Origin of the sequence: Dietzia natronolimnaea (genome assembly GCF_002289575.1) — a bacterium.
GTDB lineage: Bacteria > Actinomycetota > Actinomycetes > Mycobacteriales > Mycobacteriaceae > Dietzia > Dietzia natronolimnaea_A.
Map to the genome: position 1 here is coordinate 110,302 of NZ_NTGA01000017.1, position 20,673 is coordinate 130,974.

Here is a 20,673-nt window from a genome sequence, read left to right on the forward strand (position 1 = left end):
ATGCGGGTTTCAGTCGGATGCAGGGTTCAGTCGGATGCAGTGAGATAGGCGCGGAGCATCCCGGCCACCGCCGTGATCTGGGTGGCCGGGCAGTGTTCCTCCCGCGTGTGCGCCAACCCGGGATCGCCTGGGCCGAGGTTCACCGCGGGGATGCCCAGAGCAGCGAACCGCGACACGTCGGTCCACCCGTACTTCGCCCGCACCCGCCCACCCGCCGCACGAACGAGGTCGGCGGCCGCCGGGGCCGCGAGACCGGGCAGTGCCCCCGGTGACATGTCGGTCAGTTCCCAGTACACGCCGGGCTCGTTCGGCGGATCCTCACCCGTGGGGATGCGGTCCGGCCGGGTCAGCCCGAGCGCCTCGAGTGCGTGCGTGAGCGCCGCATCGGGATCCCGGTCCGGGGCGAACCGGAAGTTGACGTCGAGCCATGCCTCGTCCGGGACGGTGTTGCCGGCCACGCCTGCGGACATCCGCACCGCCTGCAGCCCCTCCCTGTACACGCATCCGTCGATGTCCACCGAGCGCGGCTCGTACGACTCGAGCGCCGCCAACAGCGGGGCGAGCCGGTGTACCGCGTTGTCGCCCAGCCAACTCCGCGCCGAGTGGGCCCGGGTGCCGCGGGTGTGGATCCGTAGACGGAGGGTCCCCTGACAGCCCGCCTCGATCAGGCCACCGGTGGGTTCGCCGAGGATCGCCACGTCCCCGCGGAGCCAGTCAAGGTGGCTGCGCTCGAGAAACCCCAGGCCGTTGGCGGTGGCCTCGATCTCCTCGCAGTCGTAGAGGACGAGGGTGAGATCGTGCGCGAGCCCGGCGGAGTCGGCCAGGGTCGCGAACAGGTGCAGGAACACCGCGTCGCCGGACTTCATGTCGACCGCTCCGCACCCGTGCAGGACCAGGTCCTCGCCTTCTCCGGTGATCGAGGACGGCACGTTGTCCGCCACCGGGACGGTGTCGAGATGGCCCGCGAGTACCACGCGCGTGGGCAGGCCCCTGGTGGTCCGGGCCAGGACGCGGTCGCCGTCACGGATGAGTTCGGTCCGCCCGGCGGCCGGCCCGGTGAAACCGGCGACCACCTTCTCGAGCGCGGCGTGGACGGCGCCGGCGATCGCCGCTTCCGCCCGGGAGGGGCTGGGGATGTCGACGAGCGCGCGGGCGAGGTCGACCGGGTCTGCGGTCAGATCGAGGGCGGCGGTCACGGCGTCCACCTTAGATGCCCGTCGCCGTTGTGCGCCGGGGCCGACCGCTAGCATCGGGGTATGAGTGCACACGGAGCCGTAGCCACCGGAATCGCCACCCTGACGTCCGATCACACCGTTCTCGACGTGTGGTATCCCGCGCCGGAGCTCGGTGCGGCCTCCGAGGGGGGCCACCGCATCCTGTCGGGGGACGAGGTCCCCGCCGAGCTCGCCCCGCTGACCGGACCCGATGCCGACCGCGGGGTCGAGCGGGTCGCGGTCCGGGTGGAGATCGACGACCTCACGCAGGCCCCGACCGACGCGTACGACGCCTACCTCCGGCTCCACCTGATCAGCCATCGCCTCATCAAGCCCCACTACGCGAACATGGACGGTCTCTTCGGGACCCTGAGCAACGTGGTGTGGACCAACTTCGGTCCCTGTGCGGTCCCGGGCTTCGAGCTCGTCCGCGCCAATCTCCGCGCCCGCGGACCGGTCACGGTATACGGAATCGACAAGTTCCCGCGCATGGTGGACTACGTGGTGCCGTCCGGGGTGCGGATCGCCGACGCCGACCGCGTCCGTCTGGGGGCTCACCTGGCGGAGGGCACGACCGTCATGCACGAGGGTTTCGTCAACTTCAACGCCGGAACCCTCGGGCCGTCGATGGTCGAGGGACGCATCTCGGCCGGGGTCGTGGTCGGCGCCGACTCCGACGTCGGCGGTGGCGCCTCGATCATGGGCACCCTCTCGGGCGGCGGCAAGGAGACCATCTCGATCGGCGAGCGGTGCCTGTTGGGAGCCAATTCCGGGATAGGGATCTCCCTCGGTGACGACTGCGTGGTCGAGGCCGGGCTCTACGTCACCGCCGGTACGAAGGTGGACGTCCGGGCGGGCGCCTGGGCCGACCGCGAGCCCGTCAAGGCCGGCGAGCTCTCCGGAATGGACAACCTGCTCTTCCGTCGCAACTCCGTCTCCGGCGCAGTCGAGGCCGTGCCGTGGAAGAAGGAAGGCGTGGAACTCAACGACGCCCTCCACGCCAACGACTGACCTCAGGGGGACATCCCGCGTCCGGTATCCCACATCGATAAGAGCGTTCCGCACGCATCGGCCGAGTGGGGGTGTGCGGAACGCTCTTATCGACGGCGGGGGCGGGCGCCGGCGACGGCGAGGACGGGCGAGGGCCGGCGACGGCGAGGGCGGGCGCCGGCGAGGGCGGGCGAGGACGGGCGAGGGCGACGGCGGCGCCGGCCGGGGCTCAGCGGCCTCAGGCCAGACGGCGCACCGCTTCGGCCACCGTGGCGTCCGTCGCGGTGAGGGCGATGCGGACGTGCCGGGCACCCGCGGAGCCGTAGAACTCGCCGGGCGCCACGAGCAGACCGCGCCGGGCGAACCAGTCCACCGTCTCGCGGCAGGGCTCGTCCCGCGTCGCCCAGAGGTACAGCCCGGCCTGCGAGTGATCCACCCGGAATCCGGCGGCCTCCACGGCCGGGAGCAGGAGCTCGCGCCGGGCCCGGTACCGCTCGCGCTGCTCGGCCTCGTGCGCGTCGTCCCGCAGCGCCGCGGTCATGGCGTTCTGGACGGGCAGCGGCATCATCAGACCGGCGTGCTTCCGGACCGCCAGCAGCTCCGCCACCAGGGTCGGGTCACCCGCCACGAAGCCCGCGCGGTACGAGGCGAGATTCGAGGTCTTGGACAGCGAGTGCAGGGCCAGCAGGCCGGAATGGTCGCCGTCGCACACGCGCGGGTCCAGGATCGAGGGCGCGTCCCCCTCCCACACCAACCCGAGGTAACACTCGTCGGAGGCCACGATCACCCCGCGTTCGCGGGCCCACTCGACCACCTTGCGCAGGTGGTCCACGCCGAGTACCCGGCCACTGGGGTTCGCCGGCGAGTTGAGATAGAGCAGGGTGGGCGACGACGGGCCGAGCTGGGTCAGCGAATCGGCGCGCACGACGGCAGCCCCCGCGAGCAGTGCCCCCACCTCGTACGTCGGATAGGCCACCTCCGGTACGACGACCGTGTGGCCCGGACCGAGTCCGAGTTGTGCGGGCAGACCCGCGATGAGCTCCTTGGTGCCGATGGCGGGGAGGATCGAGCCGGCGTTCAGGCCGGTGACGCCGTAGCGCCTGGCGAGCGCGTCGACGGCAGCCGTCCGCAACTCCTGGGTCCCGACGGTGGTCGGGTACCCCGGTTCGTCGGATCCGGCGTCGAGCGCCTCGCGGATCACCGGGGCGACCGGATCGACCGGGGTGCCCACGGTGAGGTCGACCAGGCCACCGGGATGCGCCGAGGCGAGGGTCCTGGCCTCGGCGAGGGTGTCCCACGGGAACACGGGAAGTGCGCGCGCGGGAGGACGGCGCTCCGGGCGCGACACGACCGAGGTCACTCCTGGTTCATGGGGGGCAGCGCCTTGATGAACGGATGGTCGTAGTCGACCTTGCCCACCTTGGCCGCGCCGCCCGGCGATCCCAGCTCCACGAAGAAGTCGACGTTCGCGGTGTTGTACTCGGACCACTCCTCCGGGGTGTCATCCTCATAGAAGATGGCCTCCACCGGGCACACGGGCTCACACGCGCCACAGTCGACGCACTCGTCGGGATGGATGTACAGCATCCGTCCACCCTCGTAGATGCAGTCGACCGGACACTCCTCGACGCAGGACTTGTCCATCACGTCGACGCACGGTTCTGCGATCGTGTAGGTCACGTCGGCCACCTTCCTCATAGCGGTATGGCCTGCATCGTATGTCACACCTCGTGCGCGCGCCGACGGCGCCCCGGAGCCCGCATCTCTATGTGACCACGGTCACTGGAATCTGGGTGGGAGCGGTGCCGTAGACGGTGTCCCTGCGCCGCACGGGCCGCCCGATCCCGGTGGCGATCTCCGCGATCTCCTCCGGGGTCTTGGCCGACCCGTTCTCCGCCCCGGCCATCCGGGAGATCGTCTCCTCCATGAGCGTGCCGCCGAGGTCGTTGGCGCCCGCGCGCAACATGGTGCGGGTGCCCGCGACCCCGAGCTTGACCCAGCTGGTCTGGATGTTGTCGACGGCACCGTGCAGCATGATCCGGGCCAGCGCGTGGACCGCGACGTTCTCCTCCCGCGTCGGCCCCGGGCGGGACGCGCCGGCGAGATAGAGCGGGGCGCTGCGGTGCACGAAGGGCAGCGGGACAAACTCGGTGAACCCCCCGGTCCGCTCCTGGATGCCCCTCAGCGTCCGCAGGTGCGCCACCCAGTGCCGCGGTGTGTCGACGTGCCCGTACATCATGGTCGAACTCGAGCGCAGCCCCACCTCGTGGGCCGTGGTGACGATGTCGATCCACTCGGAGGCCGGCAGTTTTCCCTTGGTCAGCACCCAGCGGACCTCGTCGTCGAGGATCTCGGCCGCCGTCCCGGGGATGGTGTCCAGTCCGGCCGCCCGCAGCTCGGTGAGCCAGTCCCTGACCCCCACTCCCGACCTGGCCGCCCCGTTGGAGATCTCCATGGGGCTGAACGCGTGGACGTGCATGGACGGCACCCGCTCCTTGACCGCCCGGACGAGGTCGGCGTACCCGGTGACCGGCAGGTCCGGGTCGATCCCGCCCTGCATGCACACCTCTGACGCGCCGGCGACGTACGCCTCGTACGCGCGGTCGGCGACCTCGGCCGCCGAGAGCGAGAACGCGTCGGCGTCGCCCTTGCGCTGGGCGAACGCGCAGAACCGGCACCCCGTGTAGCAGATGTTGGAGAAGTTGATGTTCCGGTTGACCACGTACGTGACCGTCTCACCCACCACGTCCGCGCGGATCCGGTCGGCGAGTCCGGCCACGGCGGCGAGTCCGTCCCCGGTCGCCGTGGCCAGGGCGAGGTACTGCTCGTCGGTGAGCGCGGACGGATCGGACTCCGCGGCCCGCAGCGCCGCGACCACCTCGGAATCCGCCCGCTCGGGAACCAGCGCTGCCGCGCCGAGTTCGGCGGCGCGGGACCGGATGACGTCCCAGTTACCGAAGGCCTCACCGATGTCCGAGCGGGTGTCCGTAGTGCGGCCCTCGGAGTCGATCGCCGTATGCAGGTCGATCCGGCCGCTCGAGTCCCAGTCGTCGTCGGGTTCCTGCCAGGGGCGTCCCGAGGGACGGATCACCGCGTCGTCGTCGCCCCCACCACCGTGGCCGACCGCCGCCAGCCCCGTCTCCGCGTCGGCGAGCGCGTGGACGTGTCCCGACACCCTGGGGTCGATCCAGGCGTCGCCCGCACCGACGTAGCGCGGGTGGGCGGTGAGACGCTCGGTCAACGACCAGCCCGCCGCCGCCAGGTCAGCGGTCAGTCCCTCGAGGTGCGGCCACGGACGCTCGGGGTTGACGTGGTCGGGTGTGAGCGGGGAGATGCCGCCCAGGTCGTCCACCCCGGCGCCGACGAGCGCCAGCACGTCCTGACGTTCAACGAGGTTGGGAGGGGCCTGGACGGCGACCCGCGGGTCGAGCACCAGCCGCGCGACGGCGATCGCGGCCAGGAACTCGTCGCGATCCGCGTCGGCCACCCCGCGCATCGCGGTGTCGGGCTTGGCCCGGAAATTCTGGACGATCACCTCCTGCAGGTGACCGAACTCCCGGGCCAACGCGGCCAGCGCGAGCAGACTCTCGGCCCGCTCGGTCCGGTTCTCGCCGATGCCCACCAGGATCCCCGAGGTGAACGGCACCGCGAGACGCCCCGCGTCGGTCAGGGTCCGCAGCCTCACCGCAGGGTCCTTGTCCGGGCTGCCGTGGTGGCACGCACCCGGGGTGGTGAACAGCCTCGTGGCGGTGGTCTCGAGCATCATGCCCATCGACGGTGCGACCGGTTTGAGCATGGACATCTCCGACCAGCTCATCACCCCGGGATTGAGATGCGGCAACAGCCCGGTCTCCTCCAGCACGCGGATCGCCATGGCCCGGACGTAGTCCAGGGTGGAGGCGAAGCCCCGGGACTCCAGCCACTGCTTCGCCTCCGGCCAGCGGTCCTCCGGCCGGTCCCCCAGCGTGAACAGGGCCTCCTTGCACCCGGCCTCCGCCCCGCGTCGGCACAGGTCGACCACCTCGTCGGGGTCGAGGAACATCCCCTCGCCGGCGGCCCGGAGCTTGCCGGGAACGGTGACGAACGTGCAGTAGTGACAGCGGTCCCGGCACAGTCGGGTCAGCGGGACGAACACCTTGCGGGAATAGGTCACCACCCCCGGGCGTCCCTCGTCGACGAGCCGGGCATCGCGTCGTGCGGCGGCGAGCCCCATGAGCGACTCCAGGTCGTCACCGCGCGCGGCCAGCAGGACCGCCGCCTCCGTCACGTCGAGAGTCAGTCCGTCCCGCGCCCGGCGCAGCGCCCGCCTCATCGCGGACGACGTGGGGTGGGGATCGGCGGGTTCCGGGGCGAGATCCATGCACGCGATGATGCCCCACACCGCCGACGTCCCGGGCGACCGGTGCTCCGTGGGTGGTCAGAGGCGTGCCGAACGGACTCGCGCACTAGTCTGGGCTGCATGCCCGATCCCGACCGCCCCCTGCGCAGCAACGGCGATCCCCTCGTGTCCGCGCCACCCCGTGGCACCGGTGGCGCCCATGCGCTGCGTGACCCGGCGCCGTCGGCGCTCCCCGGCGACTCCTCGAACTCCGGGGAGGATCTGCTGACGTCCAACCGGGTGCTGGTCACTGCTCCGCGACACCGCATCTCGCCCCGCACGCCCGTGCTCTGGGTTATCGAGGGGATCTGGTCGTGGGCGATACTCGCCGCCCTACAGGTCGGATGGTACTTCTGGGGCGACAACGTGATGGGGTTCTGGAACTGGGTGGCGCTGGCCGCGACCGTGCCGTTCGCGTTCATGTCGATCGTGGTGGCGCCGTGGTGGCGCTATGTCGTGGCCCGGTGGGACGTCTCGGACACCGCCGTGTGCTCGCGCAAGGGCTGGTGGACCACACAGTTCCGGATCGCCCCGCTGGCACGTCTGCAGACCGTCTACACCACCCGCAACCTGTTCGAGCGGTGGTTCGGCCTGGCCACCGTCCACGCCTCCACCGCCTCCGCACAGGGCACGGTGGAGATCAGGGGCCTGGAGCTCGCCGACGCGGAGGCGCTGGCCCAGCACCTCATCGCCATCGCGAACCTCGACTCGGAGGACGGGACGTGAGCGGACCGCAGGCCGCGACCGGGGTGACGGCCGGTCGTGACGACGACGACGAGGCCGGCTCCCCCGACGACGCCGGCGCGGTCGACCCGGAGGCCCCGTGGCACCGGCTGTCCTGGCGGATGCTGCTGGTGGACCCGCTGGGGATGCTCACCCGGTTGCTCCCGCTCTTCCTCATCTCCCTGTGGCTGGGCTCGAATCGGAACAACTACTGTTTCGAGATCGGCGTCATCTCGTTGATCGTCCTGGGCAGTCTGCTGAGGTGGCTGTCCACGAGCTATCAGGTCGGCCGGACCCACATCGTTCTGAAGAAGGGCTTCTTCAGCCGCAACGTGGTCACGGTGTCGCGCCAGCGGATCCGCAGTGTGGACACCGAGTCGGACCTGTTCCACCGGGTCATGCGGGTGTCGATCGTCGAGGTCGGCACCGGTCGCGCGGACTCCGGGAAGTCGGACGCCGAGCGGTTCCGGCTCAACGCCATCGACACGGCCCAGGTCGAACCGCTGCGCGACGAGCTGCTCAAACACCGACGCGCCCTGGACCCGACGCTGCGCGAGGAGGACGAGGAGCAGTGGGGGTCGAGGTACGGCGAGGACATCTCCCGGTGGCGCGTCACGTGGGCCCGGTTCGCGCCGTTCTCGTTCCTCGGGTTCGGCGTGCTCCTGTCCCTGTGGCTCCTCACCTGGCAGATGGGCGACATGCACGACCGGGTCATGGAGCTCGCGGTGGTCGAGGCGACCGTCTCGTGGCTCGACTCGCTGGGACAGCCGTGGACGCTGGTCGGCGAGGTGATCGCGGTCTGGATGGTGGCCGGGGTCCTGGCGATCATCACGTACGCGATCCGTTACGGGAAGTACGCCCTCACCGACCATGGGCAGTTGCTCTACGTCCAGAACGGCATCCTTCGCCGCAAGCATCAGGCGCTGGACAAGGCCAGGCTCCGCGGGGTCGAGATCCGTCTGCCGGTCTATCTGCGGCTCCTGGGTGGTGGCCGGCTCGAGCCGATCATGACCGGGACCAAGAAGGGTGCAGCCGCGTCGACGCTGCTGCCGCAGGCCCCGATCAAGGACGTCCGGCGGGTGGCCGTCCGCATCCTCGGCGACCCGACGCCGGTCACCGTGAGACTCCGGCGCCACCCGTGGAAGGCCGCGCGTCGGCGGATCACCCGTGGACTCCTCCCCTTCTGGGTCGTGGCCGGCCTGATCGTCCTGGTGCGGATCGACTCCGGCCCCTCCGCCGACATCTGGGTGCGGTGGGGGATCCCGGCGGCCCTGGTGTTCTTCCTCGCGTTGTCCGTCGACCGGATCAGGATGCTCGGCCACGCCTTGCTGCCCGACGTCCTGGTGAGCTCGAGTGGGTCGTGGACCGCCAAGCGCACCGTGCTCGAGGCGGAGGGGATCATCGGGTGGACGGTCACCCAGTCGGTGTTCCAGCGTTCCGCCGGGGTCGCGACCGTCTCGGCGGCCACCCCGGCGGGCAACGGTGTCTACTCCGTCGTCGACATGGACGCGGACGAGGCCTGGGCTCTGGCAGAGGCGCTGACCCCCGGCATCACGGACGTGTGGCACCACGACGGGGACCCCGACGTGCGCTCCTCACCGTCGATGGGCGTCCGCTCGCGGTGAGCGTCTCAGCGTCGCCACCCACAGCGGGATGAGACCGCCCACCACCAGTAGAGCCAGGCCCCGCAACCCGATCGGGACGGGCATGTCGCCCCCGGGCCCCAGGTTGAGCGTCACCAACGTGAGGATCCAGATCAGGGCCGGTAACACGGCCACGATCGTCCGGTCGGACCAGGCCGAGGCGACCCGTACCAGGAACAACGACCACACACCGGCCACGAGGATGGTGAACGGGAACGGGACCTGGCCGACGTACGTCGTCAGCCAGGCGACGGCCAGCACACAGCTGGTCGCCGCGCCCACGGCGAGCATCACCAGCGCCACACCGAGTTCGATCACCCTGGTCGCCTGGACGACGGCGGTCCGGCCGGTCACCGGGTCTCCCCCGCGAGTCCGTCGAGCAGGTGGGCGGTGCCGGGCGGGCACTTGACGTAGGGCCCGTCGGGGTCGGCGAGGTCGTGGGCGATGTACCACTCGACGTCCGAGACGGGCTGGAGGATCCCGTTGGTCAGGGCGAAGAACCACGGTTCGGAATCCGGCCCCGGTACCAGTTCGAGCTGGGTCGCGTGTCCGGTCAGTGCCTCCAGCTTGGCCGCATAGGTGGCGTCGTCGAGCGGGACCCGGTGGGTGAGTCGTGAGTCCGGCACGGAGGGCAGCTCGGCCTCGCCCGCGTGACGCAGGTGGCCCGGCGGCGACGAGTGACGGCGCGAGACGTCGGACCTGGCGGTGACGGTCCACGCCACCCGTCGGGGCCGGTGGGCCGCCTGGTCGATCGCGCTGTGGACGACCTCGTGGGCGCGGATGTGGTCGGGGTGACCGTACCCTCCGCGCGGGTCATAGGTCACCACGAGGTCGGGACGCCAGTCGTCGACGAGCGCCACCATCTCCTCGACCGCCTCGCGCCCCGACCCCACGAAGGCGCGCGGATGCCGCGCGGACGGCGTCCCGGCCATCCCCGAATCCCGCCACCGGCCGGCGCCCCCGAGGAAGCGGGGCCGGTCGACACCGAGCGCGCGGAGCGAGACCCCCAGTTCCCCGATCCGGAACCCGCCGAGTTGATCGGCGCGGTCGGCCAGCAGCCCGGCGAAGTCCTCACCGAGGACCTCGCCCTCCTCTCCGAGGGTGCACGTCACCACCCGCACCTCCACACCGGCCGCGACGAGGGCGGCGATCGAGCCGCCGGTGGTGATGGCCTCGTCGTCCGGGTGGGCGTGGACGAACAGAGCCCGGGGTGCGGCGCCCGGCTGCGATGCGGCGAGGGGTGTCATCCGGTCCTCCTCCAGGTTGGTGCTGAGTCGAAGACGTCGGAGACCATCGGCGGCTCGGCGTCGGCACCGCCGGGATCGGTGCCCGTCACCTCCACGCCGTCCCCGGAGAGCAGCAGCGCCGGTCTGACCAACGGGATCCGGAGGGCCTGCTCGGCGACCAGGTCGCCCGCCGTCTCCAGGTCGGGGCCGCCCGTCGCGTCCCCGAGCCCGAGAGCCCGGTCGAGCTCGGGGTCGCACACCCCGGAGACCCCACTCGCCCGTGCCGGGGCGGAGGTGCCGATGGTGCGGGACGGGGTACTGGTGGTGGGGGCGGGCGCCCCGGTGGTCGCCGTCGGGTCGACACGGGCCGTCGGGGTGGCACCGGTGTCGGGTTCCGGCGGGACGAGGCTGGTCACCGTGGTGAGTGATCTGGCCGGTGCGGTGCGGCCGGTGGTGGCGGGGATCGTGGTCGCGGTGGGAGTGCAGGCGAACCGGGACACCGCCGCGACCTCGGGGCGTCCGTCGACCCGTTGCCACCCGACCACGGCGTCCACCAGGCCGTGCGGGAGCGCGTCCCCGTACAGGGCGACCGCGTCGAGCTCCCAGACACGGGCGCCGATACCCGCGCCGCGGAGCTGGTCCGCGAGCATGAACGCGGCGGTGAGCGCCCTGTCGTCCTCGGCCTCCACCCCGAGCGTCACGCTCAGAGGTGCCCCGTCACGCTCCCATCGGGGTCCCGTGCGGGTGAACCCGGCGTCACCGAGCGCGCGCCCCACGGCGCCGTGGTCGGCGGTCGCGGTGGCACCGGCCTCCGGCGGGAACGGGTACGACGTGACGCCCGGGTCGGACTCCCCCGTGACGACCCGGCCGACCACCTCGGGGTCGACCGCCGCCGCGAGGCCGCGCCGGACCGCCAGGTCGCGTACCGCCGGGGCGATGGTGTTGAAGCCCAACTCGAGCTGGGCCGAGGCGTCCACGGTCACCGATCGGACCCCGGGGACCGTGGCCGACACGTCCGCGGCCAGCGGGGTGGCCGCGACCATCGCGAGCGACCCCGGGCCACCGCGCAGCGCCGCGCCGAGCTGGCCGGCCCCGGTCGCCCGTCGCACGAGGATCTGGTCGAGCTCCGGTGCCCGTGCCCAGTACCGGTCGTTGCGGACGAACTCGATCTCGCCGCGGCCGATGTCGGCGACGCGGACCATGTACGGCCCCGCGCTCATCGCGGGAAGTCGGTCCATCGCGCCCTGGAAGCCGTCCGGGGCGTCCTTGAGGATGTGCCCGGGCAACAGGTCGGCGAACAGGGTGTGCCAGTCCTCCGGCGGGGAGTCGAAGACCACGTCCACGACCTTGCCCCCGGCACCCGAACGGACCTCGACGATCTGCTCGTACCCGGCGGGATCGACGACTCCGGGCTGGGTGGTCATCTGTCGCCACAGGTACTCGAAGTCCTCGGCCGCGACCGGCACACCGTCGGTCCACTGGGCCTGCGGATCGATGGTGTACCGGATGGTCCGCGGATCCGCCGGCCGGGGCTCGGCGGAGACCAGGAGGTCACGGTTGAGGACCGGGTCCCCATCCGGACCGGGGACGAAGGCGCTGGGCAGCAGTAGCGAGGCCACCAGATCCGTGTCGACCCCCTGGTCGGCGAGCAGATGCGGGTTGAATCCCGGGTCGACGCGGTCGAGTGCCAGCAGGACCCCGCCACTCGACAGGCTGACGGCCTCCCCGTCGGCACGGTCCTCCCCCACCACGGTGGGCGGGGGCGGGTCGGCCACACACCCCGCGACGACGACGAGGGAGAGCACGCCGGCCAGCACGGCGGTGCCGCGTCGACGGCCCGACGCCCCCTTCGTCGCCACCAGGGCCCTCGTCAGCTGACCGACTGCTGCTCGCGGGACTTGGACTTGCTGCGGGCCTTGGCCCGCTCGTTGGCGGTGAGCAGCACCTTGCGCACGCGGACGGCCTCCGGTCCGACCTCGACACACTCGTCGCCTGCGCAGAACTCCATGGCCTCCTCCAGCGAGAGATTGCGGTGCTTGGACAACGTCTCGGTCGCGTCGGAGGACGCCGCACGCATGTTGGTGAGCTTCTTCTCCTTGGTGATGTTGACGTCCATGTCCTCGGAGCGCGGGTTCTCACCCACGACGACCCCCTCGTACACCTCGGAACCGGGCTCGATGAAGAAGTCTCCGCGATCTGCCAGACCCAACAGGGCGAACGCGGTGGCCTTGCCGGCGCGGTCCGCCACGAGGGAGCCGGTGTGCCGCGAGCGGATCTCCCCGACCCAGGGCTCGTACCCGGCCGACACGGAGTTGGCGATGCCGGCTCCCCGCGTCTCGGTCATGAAGGTCGTGCGGAAACCGATGAGGCCCCTGGCCGGGACGGTGAACTCCATCCGGACCCATCCGCTGCCGTGGTTGCTCATCTGCTCCATGCGACCCTTGCGGGCGGCCATGAGCTGGGTGACTGCACCGAGGTACTCCTCCGGCACGTCGATGGTCATGTGCTCCATCGGCTCGTGGACCTTGCCGTCGATCCGGCGGGTGACCACCTGGGGCTTGCCGACGGTGAGCTCGAAACCCTCGCGGCGCATGGTTTCGACGAGGATGGACAGCGCCATCTCGCCGCGGCCCTGCACCTCCCAGTCGTCGGGACGTTCGGTGTCGATGACCTTGAGCGAGACGTTGCCCACCAGTTCCTGGTCGAGCCGCGCCTTGACCATCCGGGCCGTGAGCTTCTTGCCGCCGTTCCGCCCGGCGAGCGGCGAGGTGTTGACGCCGATGGTCATCGAGATCGCCGGTTCGTCGACCGTGATCTTGGGGAGCGCGACCGGGTTCTCCGGATCGGCGAGGGTGTCCCCGATCATGATGTCGCTGATCCCGGCCACCGCCACGATGTCACCGGCCACGGCCTCCTCGGTGGGCACGCGCTCGACGCCCTTGGTCGCCAGGAGCTCCGAGATGCGGACCGATTTCGTCTCCGTCTCGCCGTCGGGAAGGTGGTGGATCCACGCGACCTGCTGGCCCTTGCGCAGACGCCCGTTGTGGATGCGCACCAGGCCGATGCGTCCCAGGAAGTTGGAGGCGTCCAGGTTGGTGACGTGGGCCTGGAGCGGCGCGTCGGCGTCGCCGCGGGGCGCGGGGATCACCTCGTAGAGGAGCTTGAAGAAGTCGTCGAGGTTCTCCGCGTCCGGCTCCTGGCCGTTCGCGGGTTGGGTGGTGGACGCCTTGCCCGCGCGACCCGACGCGAAGACCACGGGGAGTTCGAGAGCATGCTCCGCGGCCGCCTGGGCGGCGGGGTCCTCCAGGTCCGAGGCCAGGTCGATCAGCAGGTCCTGGGCCTCCTCGACCACCTCGTCGATGCGCGCGTCCGGCCGGTCGGTCTTGTTGACGACGATGATGACGGGCAGGGACGCGGCGAGCGCCTTGCGCAACACGAAACGGGTCTGCGGGAGCGGTCCCTCGGAGGAGTCGATGAGCAGGACCACCCCGTCCACCATGTTGAGGCCACGCTCCACCTCACCACCGAAGTCCGCGTGGCCGGGGGTGTCGATGATGTTGAGGACCAGGTCCGCGCCACCCGCCCCGGCGCCCGGTCGACGCACGGCGGTGTTCTTGGCGAGGATCGTGATGCCCTTCTCGCGCTCGAGGTCGCCAGAATCCATAACCCGGTCCACGAGCTCCGCGCGTTCGTCGAATGCTCCGGACTGGCGCAGCATCGCGTCGACGAGTGTCGTCTTGCCGTGGTCGACGTGCGCGACGATGGCGACGTTGCGGAACTCGGTCAGGGCCATACGGTGGGTTCTCCCTCAGAAGCTTTCGGCGCCGCGGGCGACTGTGTGGCCGCGGGGCGCGTGGTGGGAATCTGCGGGACGTCCGCGTGATCCACAAGCGCGGCCGGTCGGGCGCGCGTGCGCATCCACATTACCCGTATCGGTCCCCGAGCCGACATCGTGAGCACGCGGGGGACCCACCGGACAGTGCAGTGTTATTTACATCACAGCTCCCATCTGTCACACTTGTCCCAGAAGCCACAGCATTCGGGCCTCCGGTATTACACCTGTCACCGTTGTGAGAGCATCGAGCCGTCGATTGGTCGGCCCGCCGACCGGTCCGTCCGCCTCATCCGAAGAATGGACTCGCCAGTGATCCGCCACTCGCTCAGGAACTCGTTCAGGACCCTCGGTCTCGGTGCCGCCGCCGCCATGGCGGTGTCTCTCGCAGTCCCCGCCTCCGCGAGCGCCCAGTCCCTGGACGAGCTGGGGCGGCCGACCGAGCCCGTGCTGCAGGCCATCGAGAACCTCTCCGAGCAGCAGTGGATCCCTGAGGAGACCCGGGGCACCATCGCCCGGTTGGTCGGGTTCTTCCGCGGGTCCGGCGAGCCGGGCACCCCGATCCCGGAGAACGGGCCGGTGATCGCCCAGTTCGCCTACCCGACGATCATGCAGAACTGCATCGACGGCGAGCAGACCGCGGTCGGGGCCGCGACCGCCGTGCCGGGTCCCGCCGGGCTTCCCCTGCCCGGTATCCCGGGTGGCCAGCTCGGCTTCGTCTTCACCGCCCTCGGCACCGAGGGCGTCGCCCCGCAGCAGGTGCAGCCCATGACCGTGGATTGGTTCAACATCAACAACGGTCGACGCGGAACCACCGTACTCAGCTACAACGGGATCAACGAGGGCGGGCCGGCGACCCTCAACGGCGTCGCCGACACCGGTCCGGGCCAGGTGCTGATGCTCCTGCAGGGCGGCGTCACGACCACCCTCGCCGGTGGCGGGACCTCCAACTGTGTCTCCCTGCCGCTGGTGGGATCCGCGTTCGTCCCGTGACCCCCCGCGGCGTGGGGCCCGACCGTCCCCACCCCGACATGGGACCCGACTTGGGCCCCGACATGAGCAAGGCCCGTCTCGCCCTCGCCGGCGGCGGGCCTCTCGTCGTTCTCACGGGTGCCGGAATGAGCGCGGAGAGCGGGGTTCCCACCTTCCGGGACGCGCAGACGGGATTGTGGGCCCGCCACGACCCCGCCGCGCTGGCCACACCTGATGCCTGGGACCGCGACCGGGATGCGGTGTGGGCCTGGTACCGCTGGCGCGAGCACCTCGTCGGTTCCGCCGAGCCGAATGCCGGACATCTCGCGATCGCGCGGGCCGCCGGGGAGCGCCGCGTGACCGTGGTGACGCAGAACGTGGACGACCTGCACGAACGGGCCGGGACCGCCGATGTCCACCATCTCCACGGCAGCCTCTTCGCCCACCGGTGCGACGTGTGTGGCACGGCGATCGAGGTGGGCCCCGCGCCGTCAGAGCCCGTGGACCGGCTCGCCCCGCCGTCGTGCTCCCGGTGTGGTGGGCGGGCACGACCGGGCGTGGTCTGGTTCGGGGAGATGCTCCCCCGGCAGCCCTGGGACGCCGCCGTCTCCGCGATCTCGACCGCATCCGCGGTCCTCGTCGTCGGAACCTCCGGCCTCGTCCACCCCGCCGCGTCGCTCCCCGGCCTCGCCGCTGACCGGGGAGTACCGCTGGTCGAGGTGAACCCCGGGTCCCCGGGTTTCCCGCATGAGGCGAGCGTGCACCTGCGCGCCACCGCCGCTCAGGCGCTGCCGTCTCTCCTGGCGCCCTGACCGCGGGGTCGCATCGCCTGGGCGATGCGACGCGTCGCCGAACAGGCGCGGGATCCTCACCGCCGCGCTAGCGTCTTTCCCGCGAGGGTCGTCAACATCGCGGTCCCGCCTCCCGTCCCCGGGAGATCACGACCGGAGGTCAGCTCATGTCCGACACGTCCCCGAGTACTCCACCCGACGCTTCCCCCGCCACGCCTCCCGGGACGGCCGTGATCGCGGCCGAGATGATAGGCACCTTCTGGCTCGTACTGGGCGGGTGCGGCACCGCGGTGTTCGCTGCCGTCCAGGTGGCCACCGCCGACACCGGGGACGTTCCCGTGGGCGTCGGCTATCTCGGGGTCTCCCTGGCCTTCGGCCTGACCGTCTTGACCGGTGTGTACGCGCTCGGTCACCTCTCGGGAGGCCACTTCAACCCCGCCGTCACCATCGGCGCGGCGATCGCGGGGCGCCTGCCCTGGTCCAAGGCGCCCGTCTACATCGTCAGCCAGGTCCTCGGTGGCCTCGTCGCGGGCGCTCTGATCCTGGTCGTGGCCTCGGGCAAGGCGGGCTTCGAGGCGACGGGGCACATGGCCGCGAACGGCTACGGGTCGAACTCCCCGGACGGTTACGGTCTGCTGTCGGCCCTGATCATCGAGGTCGTGCTGACCGCGATCTTCATCTGGGTGATCCTCGGAGCCACGGATCGCCGGGCACCCGCCGGATTCGCGCCGCTGGCGATCGGTCTGACACTGACGCTCATCCACCTCATCTCGATCCCGATCACCAACACCTCGGTCAACCCGGCCCGCTCCACCGCCGTGGCGTTCTTCAACGGAGACGGGGCCGTCGGTCAGCTGTGGCTCTTCTGGGTGGCCCCGATCCTCGGCGCGCTCATCGCCGGTGCCCTGTACGGTCCGCTGTTCGGCGAGCGGGTCAAGATCGCCTCGGCTCCGGGGGACCGGGTCTGACCCCACCGAGACCTGAGCACCGGGACGCGACGGGCCCGCGGGACCACGTCCCGCGGGCCCGAGCTCCGCTGAAGACCCCGAGGGGTCAGCGCGTCTGGTCGTCCCGGCCGGTCCGACCGAGCATCTTGTCCACGACGCCCGGCTCGTTCTCCGGGTGGGCGGCCGGATCCACGTCCTGGGGGCGACGCCCGGCCGGACCCTCGTCGAGGCCGTCTAGCCCCTCGGGCTGAGAGTGCCGACCGCCGGCGTCGGAGCCGGCGGACCCGGTCGGCGTAGCGACCCCGAGTCCGTCGGTCGGCGTAGCGACCCCGAGTCCGTCGGTCCTGCCCATGGTCCGGGCGTCGGCCTGGCCCGTGCTCCGGGCATCGGTCCGACTGTCGTGCCCGACGGACTCGCGGTCCGCGGCCCGGTCCGGGCCGGCGTCACCGACCGGCGCGTCGGCGCGGTGCTTGGGGTCGAGCTTGTCGGCGTGCTCCTCCATGCGCCGCACGTCCTGACGCTGCTCGTCGAGCACGGAACGATGCTGCTCGGCCTCCGCGCGGAGCCGGTCCGCCTCCGCGGCCTTCGCCTTCGCCTCCTGCTCCGCCGCGCCCGCGCGGTGCTCCTGTTCACGGGCGACGGAGTGCTGGCGTTCGAGCTGCTGCTCCCGCTCGCGCGCGTCCTTCCGCAGTTCGGCGGCCTCGCCCAGCTTCTTGCGGTTGCTGTTCTTCGTGGCCAGCGCGATGAGTGCGATGATCACGACCAGGGCGACCACCCCGATGACGATCCAGATGATGGGGTCCATAACAGCCTCCGATTCCATGGGTCACATTCCACCCGGAACGTAGCCCCCCGCCTGACCACCTGCCACCGGTGGGCGCGCGGACGCCGGAGGTGGTCCGGCCCCTGTCAATGCAGGGTTCGCGACACCAGGCCGACCTCGCGGGCTTCCCGACTCAGACGGTCGCGGTGATCCGGGTGGGCGATCGCGATCAGCGCGGCCGCCCGGTCGGACACCGACCGACCCCTGAGCGTGGCGATCCCGTACTCGGTGACCACGCTGTCGATGATGTTCTTGTGGGTCGTCACGGGACTGCCGGGCGTCAGCGAGAGGGTGATGCGGCTGATCCCCCGGGAGGTCTGGGACGGGGTGACGATGAACCCGTGGCCACCGGGCGAGAACCTGCACCCCCTCGCGAAGTCCGCCTGCCCACCGGCGCCGGACCAGTACCGACCCCCGATGGTCTCCGACGCCGCCTGACCGTAGAGATCGACCTCGCTCGTCGCGTTGATCGAGTGGAGATTGTGCTCCTGGCCGATCACCCGCGGGTCATTGACGATGTCCACCGGCAACATGGCGACCGAGGGGTTGTTGTGCAACCAGTCCATGAGTTTCTGTGACCCCACCGCGAAGGTGGTGACGTGCTTGTACGGCCTACCGGTCTTCCGCGAACCGTCGATGACGCCGGCGTCCACGAGGTCCATCACCCCGTCCGACAGCGCCTCGGTGTGGATGCCCAGGTTCTCGTGTCCCGTGAGACGGGACAGCACGGCGTTGGGGAGTTTGCCGACGCCGAGCTGCAGGCAGGCCCCGTCGGGCACCCGCTCGGCGATGACATCGGCGATCGCGTGCTCGATCTCACCGGGCACCGGCGGGTCGATGGTGATCATCGGCGCGTCGTTCCGGGTCACCCCCACGACCTGGGAGATGTGGATGTGATTCCGCCCGAAGGTCCGCGGCATGGCGGCGTTGACCTCGACGAAGAACGGCACCTGTCCGATGAAGGACGCCACGTAGTCGGCGTTGGTGCCCATCGAGAAGAACCCGTGTTCGTCGATCTCGGACACCGTGGTGATCGCGAGCCCGGGAGGGCTGAACTCCCGCAGTGTCGCGGGGACCTGGGCGAAGTCGACCGGCACCAGATCGCACCTGCCCTCGTGGAAGTTCTTCCGAGACCCCGGGCCGAGGAAGTAGTCCACGTGCCTGAGCCTGCCGGGGTACGCACCCTCCATGAACGGCAGCGACTCCCAGGGGTCCATGTGGTGGACGGTGACGTTCTCGAGTGCCTCCGCGCCCGCGTCCAGGGCGCGCAGCAGAGCCGGGGGCGCCGCGTTCTGGATCGGCGAGATGATGTGCATCCCCGGCGTGACGTGATCGAGGACCGCCTCGGGCGGCAGTTCCTCGTAGTGGATGTCCTTCATCGCGGGTCACACTCCGGTCGTCAAGGATCGTGGGGACGTCGGCTCGGGCCCCGGGTCACGCCAGGGCCGGGATGACCTCTCGTTCGAACAGCTCGAGGCCGGAGGTGTCGGTGGCGATCTCGGGGAAGTAGAAGACGCCGTAGGTCATCCCCAGACCTTCGAGTTCGCGGAGTTTGTCCACGATCTGCTCGGGCGTGCCCACCGCGGGGAGGCCACGGTACGCACCGAGCTGCCGCTCCGCCTCGTCCTCGCCGACGTGGCGGGCCATCCGGTCGCGGAGGAACGCGAGCCTGTCGGCGACGTCCTTCTCCGTCTCCCCCACCGCCACGTTGTAGTTCGCGGTGCGCGTGATCTGGGACGGGTCCCGACCCAGGTCGGCGCAGTGTCGCGCGAGGACCTGCGACTTGTGGGCGAATCCCTCGGGGGTGCCGTCGAAGTTGGTGTAGTCGGCGTGGCGGGCGGCGATCCGGAGAGTCTTGCGCTCGCCTCCGCCGGCGATCCACATCGGGATGCCGCCGTCCTGCAATGGCCGGGGCTGCACGATGGCGTCTTCGACGCGGAAGTGCTCGCCGTCGAACGAGACGACCCCGTCGGCCCAGGCGTCGCGAATGATGCGCACCCCCTCGTCGAGCATCGCGATCCGCTCGCCCGCGGAGGGGAAGCCGTAGCCGTATGCCCGCCACTCGTGCTCGTACCACCCGGCGCCGATCCCCATCTCGACTCGACCGCCGGAGATGTGGTCGACGGTCGAGGCCATCTTCGCCAGCAGCGCGGGGTTGCGGTACCCCAGGCACGTGCACATCTGACCGAGCCGGACACGGGAGGTCGCCGCCCCGAGCGCGGACATCAGGGTCCAGGCCTCATGGGTGGCCTCACCCGTGGTGAGCGGCGCGGTGTGCATGTGGTCATACACCCACACCGACTCCCACGGGCCCGCGTCCGCGCGGGTGGCGAGGTCGGTGATGATCGGCCAGTGACGGGCGGGAGGAACATCCACCAGGTCGAGTCGCCAGCCCTGGGGCAGGAAGAGTCCGAAGCGCATGCCACGACACTAGTGCCGCCTTCGGAGCGCGGAGAGCCGTTCACCCGCGCCCGGGGCCCCGGTGTCGTCGTCGTCAGGACCCCGCAGAGGTCTACCCTCGGACCCACACCCCCGGTGAACGGAGGCCGTCATGCCCACCTCGGAGATCCGCCGGGCGATGCGCGCCCAGGACCGTCGCCGGTTCCTTCCGCCGGAGGTCGCGGGCGAGCACCACCGCGACGCGCCGCTGCCCATCGGCTTCGGGCAGACCAACTCCCAGCCCTCCACCGTGGCGGACATGCTGACCCTTCTCGAACCCTTCCCCGGGATGAGGGTCCTCGACGTCGGTTCCGGCAGCGGCTGGACCTCGGCGATCCTCGGAGAGCTCGGCGGCCCGGAGTCTGCTGTGTTCGCGGTCGAGTTGGTGCCTGAGCTGGTCGAGCGCTCGCGGGCGGCGATCCCCCAGTCCTGGGTGTCGGTTCACCAGGCCCGGCCGGGCGTGCTGGGTCTGCCGGAGCACGGCCCGTTCGACCGGATCCTCGTCTCGGCCATGGGCGATGCCCTCCCGCGGGATCTGGTGGATCAGCTCGCCGACGGCGGCGTGATGGTCGCGCCCTGGGGGGACGTCATGCACCGGGTACGGCGCGGTACAGGGGACCTCGAGGTCACCGACCACGGCGGATACCGCTTCGTCCCCCTGCGGGACACCCGATTCTGACCTGCGCGATCGGGCG

Annotated in this window: 18 protein-coding genes; 7 read left to right on the forward strand and 11 right to left on the reverse strand. The window is 71.0% G+C overall.

What is annotated here, in order from left to right:
* Nucleotides 1–26: 26 nt before the first annotated feature.
* On the reverse strand, nt 27–1,196 hold the full coding sequence (gene dapE, locus CEY15_RS10180) for a succinyl-diaminopimelate desuccinylase (RefSeq protein WP_428844195.1): 1,170 nt from the start codon (nt 1,194–1,196) through the stop codon (nt 27–29).
* 60 nt (nt 1,197–1,256) lie between these two features.
* On the opposite strand from dapE, the gene dapD reads away from it, so the two are divergent.
* On the forward strand, nt 1,257–2,225 hold the full coding sequence (gene dapD, locus CEY15_RS10185; RefSeq protein WP_095718345.1) for a 2,3,4,5-tetrahydropyridine-2,6-dicarboxylate N-succinyltransferase: 969 nt from the start codon (nt 1,257–1,259) through the stop codon (nt 2,223–2,225).
* A gap of 217 nt (nt 2,226–2,442) precedes the next feature.
* Here dapD and dapC read toward each other — a convergent pair whose 3' ends face one another.
* The 3 genes from dapC to CEY15_RS10200 form a co-directional block, all read right to left on the reverse strand.
* A complete protein-coding gene (dapC, locus tag CEY15_RS10190; protein WP_176475075.1) occupies nt 2,443–3,552 on the reverse strand; it encodes a succinyldiaminopimelate transaminase in 1,110 nt (369 codons plus the stop codon).
* Nucleotides 3,553–3,560: 8 nt separating this feature from the next.
* Nucleotides 3,561–3,884: a ferredoxin gene (gene fdxA, locus CEY15_RS10195; RefSeq protein ID WP_095718370.1), complete on the reverse strand. Its 324-nt coding sequence runs from the start codon at nt 3,882–3,884 to the stop codon at nt 3,561–3,563.
* 85 nt (nt 3,885–3,969) lie between these two features.
* Complete coding sequence (locus tag CEY15_RS10200) at nt 3,970–6,564, reverse strand: bifunctional FO biosynthesis protein CofGH (RefSeq protein WP_095718371.1); 2,595 nt, start codon at nt 6,562–6,564, stop codon at nt 3,970–3,972.
* A gap of 99 nt (nt 6,565–6,663) precedes the next feature.
* Between CEY15_RS10200 and CEY15_RS10205 the strand changes: the two genes are divergently transcribed.
* Entirely contained in the window at nt 6,664–7,308 is a 645-nt protein-coding gene (locus CEY15_RS10205) for a PH domain-containing protein (RefSeq protein ID WP_095718347.1), read from the forward strand.
* Complete coding sequence (locus CEY15_RS10210; RefSeq protein ID WP_095718348.1) at nt 7,305–8,930, forward strand: PH domain-containing protein; 1,626 nt, start codon at nt 7,305–7,307, stop codon at nt 8,928–8,930. Before CEY15_RS10205 ends, CEY15_RS10210 begins: the two co-directional genes overlap by 4 nt.
* On the opposite strand, the gene CEY15_RS10215 is transcribed toward CEY15_RS10210, so the two are convergent.
* The 4 genes from CEY15_RS10215 to typA are packed head-to-tail and all read right to left on the reverse strand — an operon-like array spanning nt 8,901 to nt 13,967.
* Nucleotides 8,901–9,302, reverse strand: coding sequence for a hypothetical protein (locus tag CEY15_RS10215; protein ID WP_095718349.1), 402 nt, complete (start codon nt 9,300–9,302; stop codon nt 8,901–8,903). The two genes, CEY15_RS10210 and CEY15_RS10215, sit on opposite strands and share 30 nt — an antisense overlap.
* Nucleotides 9,299–10,195 (reverse strand): N-acetyl-1-D-myo-inositol-2-amino-2-deoxy-alpha-D-glucopyranoside deacetylase, encoded by an 897-nt coding sequence (gene mshB, locus CEY15_RS10220; protein ID WP_095718350.1) that lies wholly within the window; start codon nt 10,193–10,195, stop codon nt 9,299–9,301. Before mshB ends, CEY15_RS10215 begins: the two co-directional genes overlap by 4 nt.
* Nucleotides 10,192–12,033 (reverse strand): ABC transporter family substrate-binding protein, encoded by a 1,842-nt coding sequence (locus CEY15_RS10225; RefSeq protein WP_095718351.1) that lies wholly within the window; start codon nt 12,031–12,033, stop codon nt 10,192–10,194. The genes mshB and CEY15_RS10225 overlap by 4 nt, the downstream gene beginning before the upstream one ends.
* 11 nt (nt 12,034–12,044) lie before the next feature.
* Entirely contained in the window at nt 12,045–13,967 is a 1,923-nt protein-coding gene (gene typA / locus CEY15_RS10230; RefSeq protein ID WP_095718352.1) for a translational GTPase TypA, read from the reverse strand.
* A gap of 351 nt (nt 13,968–14,318) precedes the next feature.
* On the opposite strand from typA, the gene CEY15_RS10235 reads away from it, so the two are divergent.
* From CEY15_RS10235 to aqpZ, 3 genes are all read left to right on the forward strand, one after another.
* Nucleotides 14,319–14,999, forward strand: a complete 681-nt coding sequence (locus tag CEY15_RS10235; protein WP_095718353.1) for a hypothetical protein — start codon at nt 14,319–14,321, stop codon at nt 14,997–14,999.
* A gap of 62 nt (nt 15,000–15,061) precedes the next feature.
* Nucleotides 15,062–15,790, forward strand: a complete 729-nt coding sequence (locus tag CEY15_RS10240; RefSeq protein WP_176475076.1) for an SIR2 family NAD-dependent protein deacylase — start codon at nt 15,062–15,064, stop codon at nt 15,788–15,790.
* Between the two features lie 224 nt (nt 15,791–16,014).
* Nucleotides 16,015–16,737, forward strand: a complete 723-nt coding sequence (aqpZ, locus tag CEY15_RS10245; protein WP_095718372.1) for an aquaporin Z — start codon at nt 16,015–16,017, stop codon at nt 16,735–16,737.
* Between the two features lie 85 nt (nt 16,738–16,822).
* Here aqpZ and CEY15_RS10250 read toward each other — a convergent pair whose 3' ends face one another.
* The 3 genes from CEY15_RS10250 to CEY15_RS10260 all read right to left on the reverse strand — a co-directional run bounded on the left by CEY15_RS10250 (nt 16,823) and on the right by CEY15_RS10260 (nt 19,960).
* Nucleotides 16,823–17,521, reverse strand: a complete 699-nt coding sequence (locus CEY15_RS10250; RefSeq protein WP_095718355.1) for a twin-arginine translocase TatA/TatE family subunit — start codon at nt 17,519–17,521, stop codon at nt 16,823–16,825.
* Between the two features lie 104 nt (nt 17,522–17,625).
* Nucleotides 17,626–18,918, reverse strand: coding sequence for an acetyl-CoA hydrolase/transferase family protein (locus tag CEY15_RS10255; protein WP_095718356.1), 1,293 nt, complete (start codon nt 18,916–18,918; stop codon nt 17,626–17,628).
* A 55-nt stretch (nt 18,919–18,973) separates the two neighbouring features.
* A complete protein-coding gene (locus tag CEY15_RS10260; RefSeq protein WP_095718357.1) occupies nt 18,974–19,960 on the reverse strand; it encodes an LLM class F420-dependent oxidoreductase in 987 nt (328 codons plus the stop codon).
* 130 nt (nt 19,961–20,090) lie between these two features.
* On the opposite strand from CEY15_RS10260, the gene CEY15_RS10265 reads away from it, so the two are divergent.
* A complete protein-coding gene (locus CEY15_RS10265) occupies nt 20,091–20,657 on the forward strand; it encodes a protein-L-isoaspartate O-methyltransferase family protein (protein ID WP_017837142.1) in 567 nt (188 codons plus the stop codon).
* The last annotated feature ends 16 nt before the right edge of the window (nt 20,658–20,673 follow it).

What these genes read in the sequence shown, in the direction of transcription:
- dapD (WP_095718345.1), top strand. Translation starts at nt 1,257, where the DNA reads ATGAGTGCACACGGAGCCGTAGCCACCGGAATCGCCACCCTGACGTCC.
- aqpZ (WP_095718372.1), top strand. Translation starts at nt 16,015, where the DNA reads ATGATAGGCACCTTCTGGCTCGTACTGGGCGGGTGCGGCACCGCGGTG.
- CEY15_RS10265 (WP_017837142.1), top strand. Translation starts at nt 20,091, where the DNA reads ATGCCCACCTCGGAGATCCGCCGGGCGATGCGCGCCCAGGACCGTCGC.
- CEY15_RS10255 (WP_095718356.1), bottom strand. Translation starts at nt 18,918, where the DNA reads ATGAAGGACATCCACTACGAGGAACTGCCGCCCGAGGCGGTCCTCGAT.
- mshB (WP_095718350.1), bottom strand. Translation starts at nt 10,195, where the DNA reads ATGACACCCCTCGCCGCATCGCAGCCGGGCGCCGCACCCCGGGCTCTG.
- CEY15_RS10260 (WP_095718357.1), bottom strand. Translation starts at nt 19,960, where the DNA reads ATGCGCTTCGGACTCTTCCTGCCCCAGGGCTGGCGACTCGACCTGGTG.
- CEY15_RS10205 (WP_095718347.1), top strand. Translation starts at nt 6,664, where the DNA reads ATGCCCGATCCCGACCGCCCCCTGCGCAGCAACGGCGATCCCCTCGTG.
- CEY15_RS10200 (WP_095718371.1), bottom strand. Translation starts at nt 6,564, where the DNA reads ATGGATCTCGCCCCGGAACCCGCCGATCCCCACCCCACGTCGTCCGCG.
- CEY15_RS10250 (WP_095718355.1), bottom strand. Translation starts at nt 17,521, where the DNA reads ATGGACCCCATCATCTGGATCGTCATCGGGGTGGTCGCCCTGGTCGTG.
- CEY15_RS10240 (WP_176475076.1), top strand. Translation starts at nt 15,062, where the DNA reads ATGAGCAAGGCCCGTCTCGCCCTCGCCGGCGGCGGGCCTCTCGTCGTT.
- typA (WP_095718352.1), bottom strand. Translation starts at nt 13,967, where the DNA reads ATGGCCCTGACCGAGTTCCGCAACGTCGCCATCGTCGCGCACGTCGAC.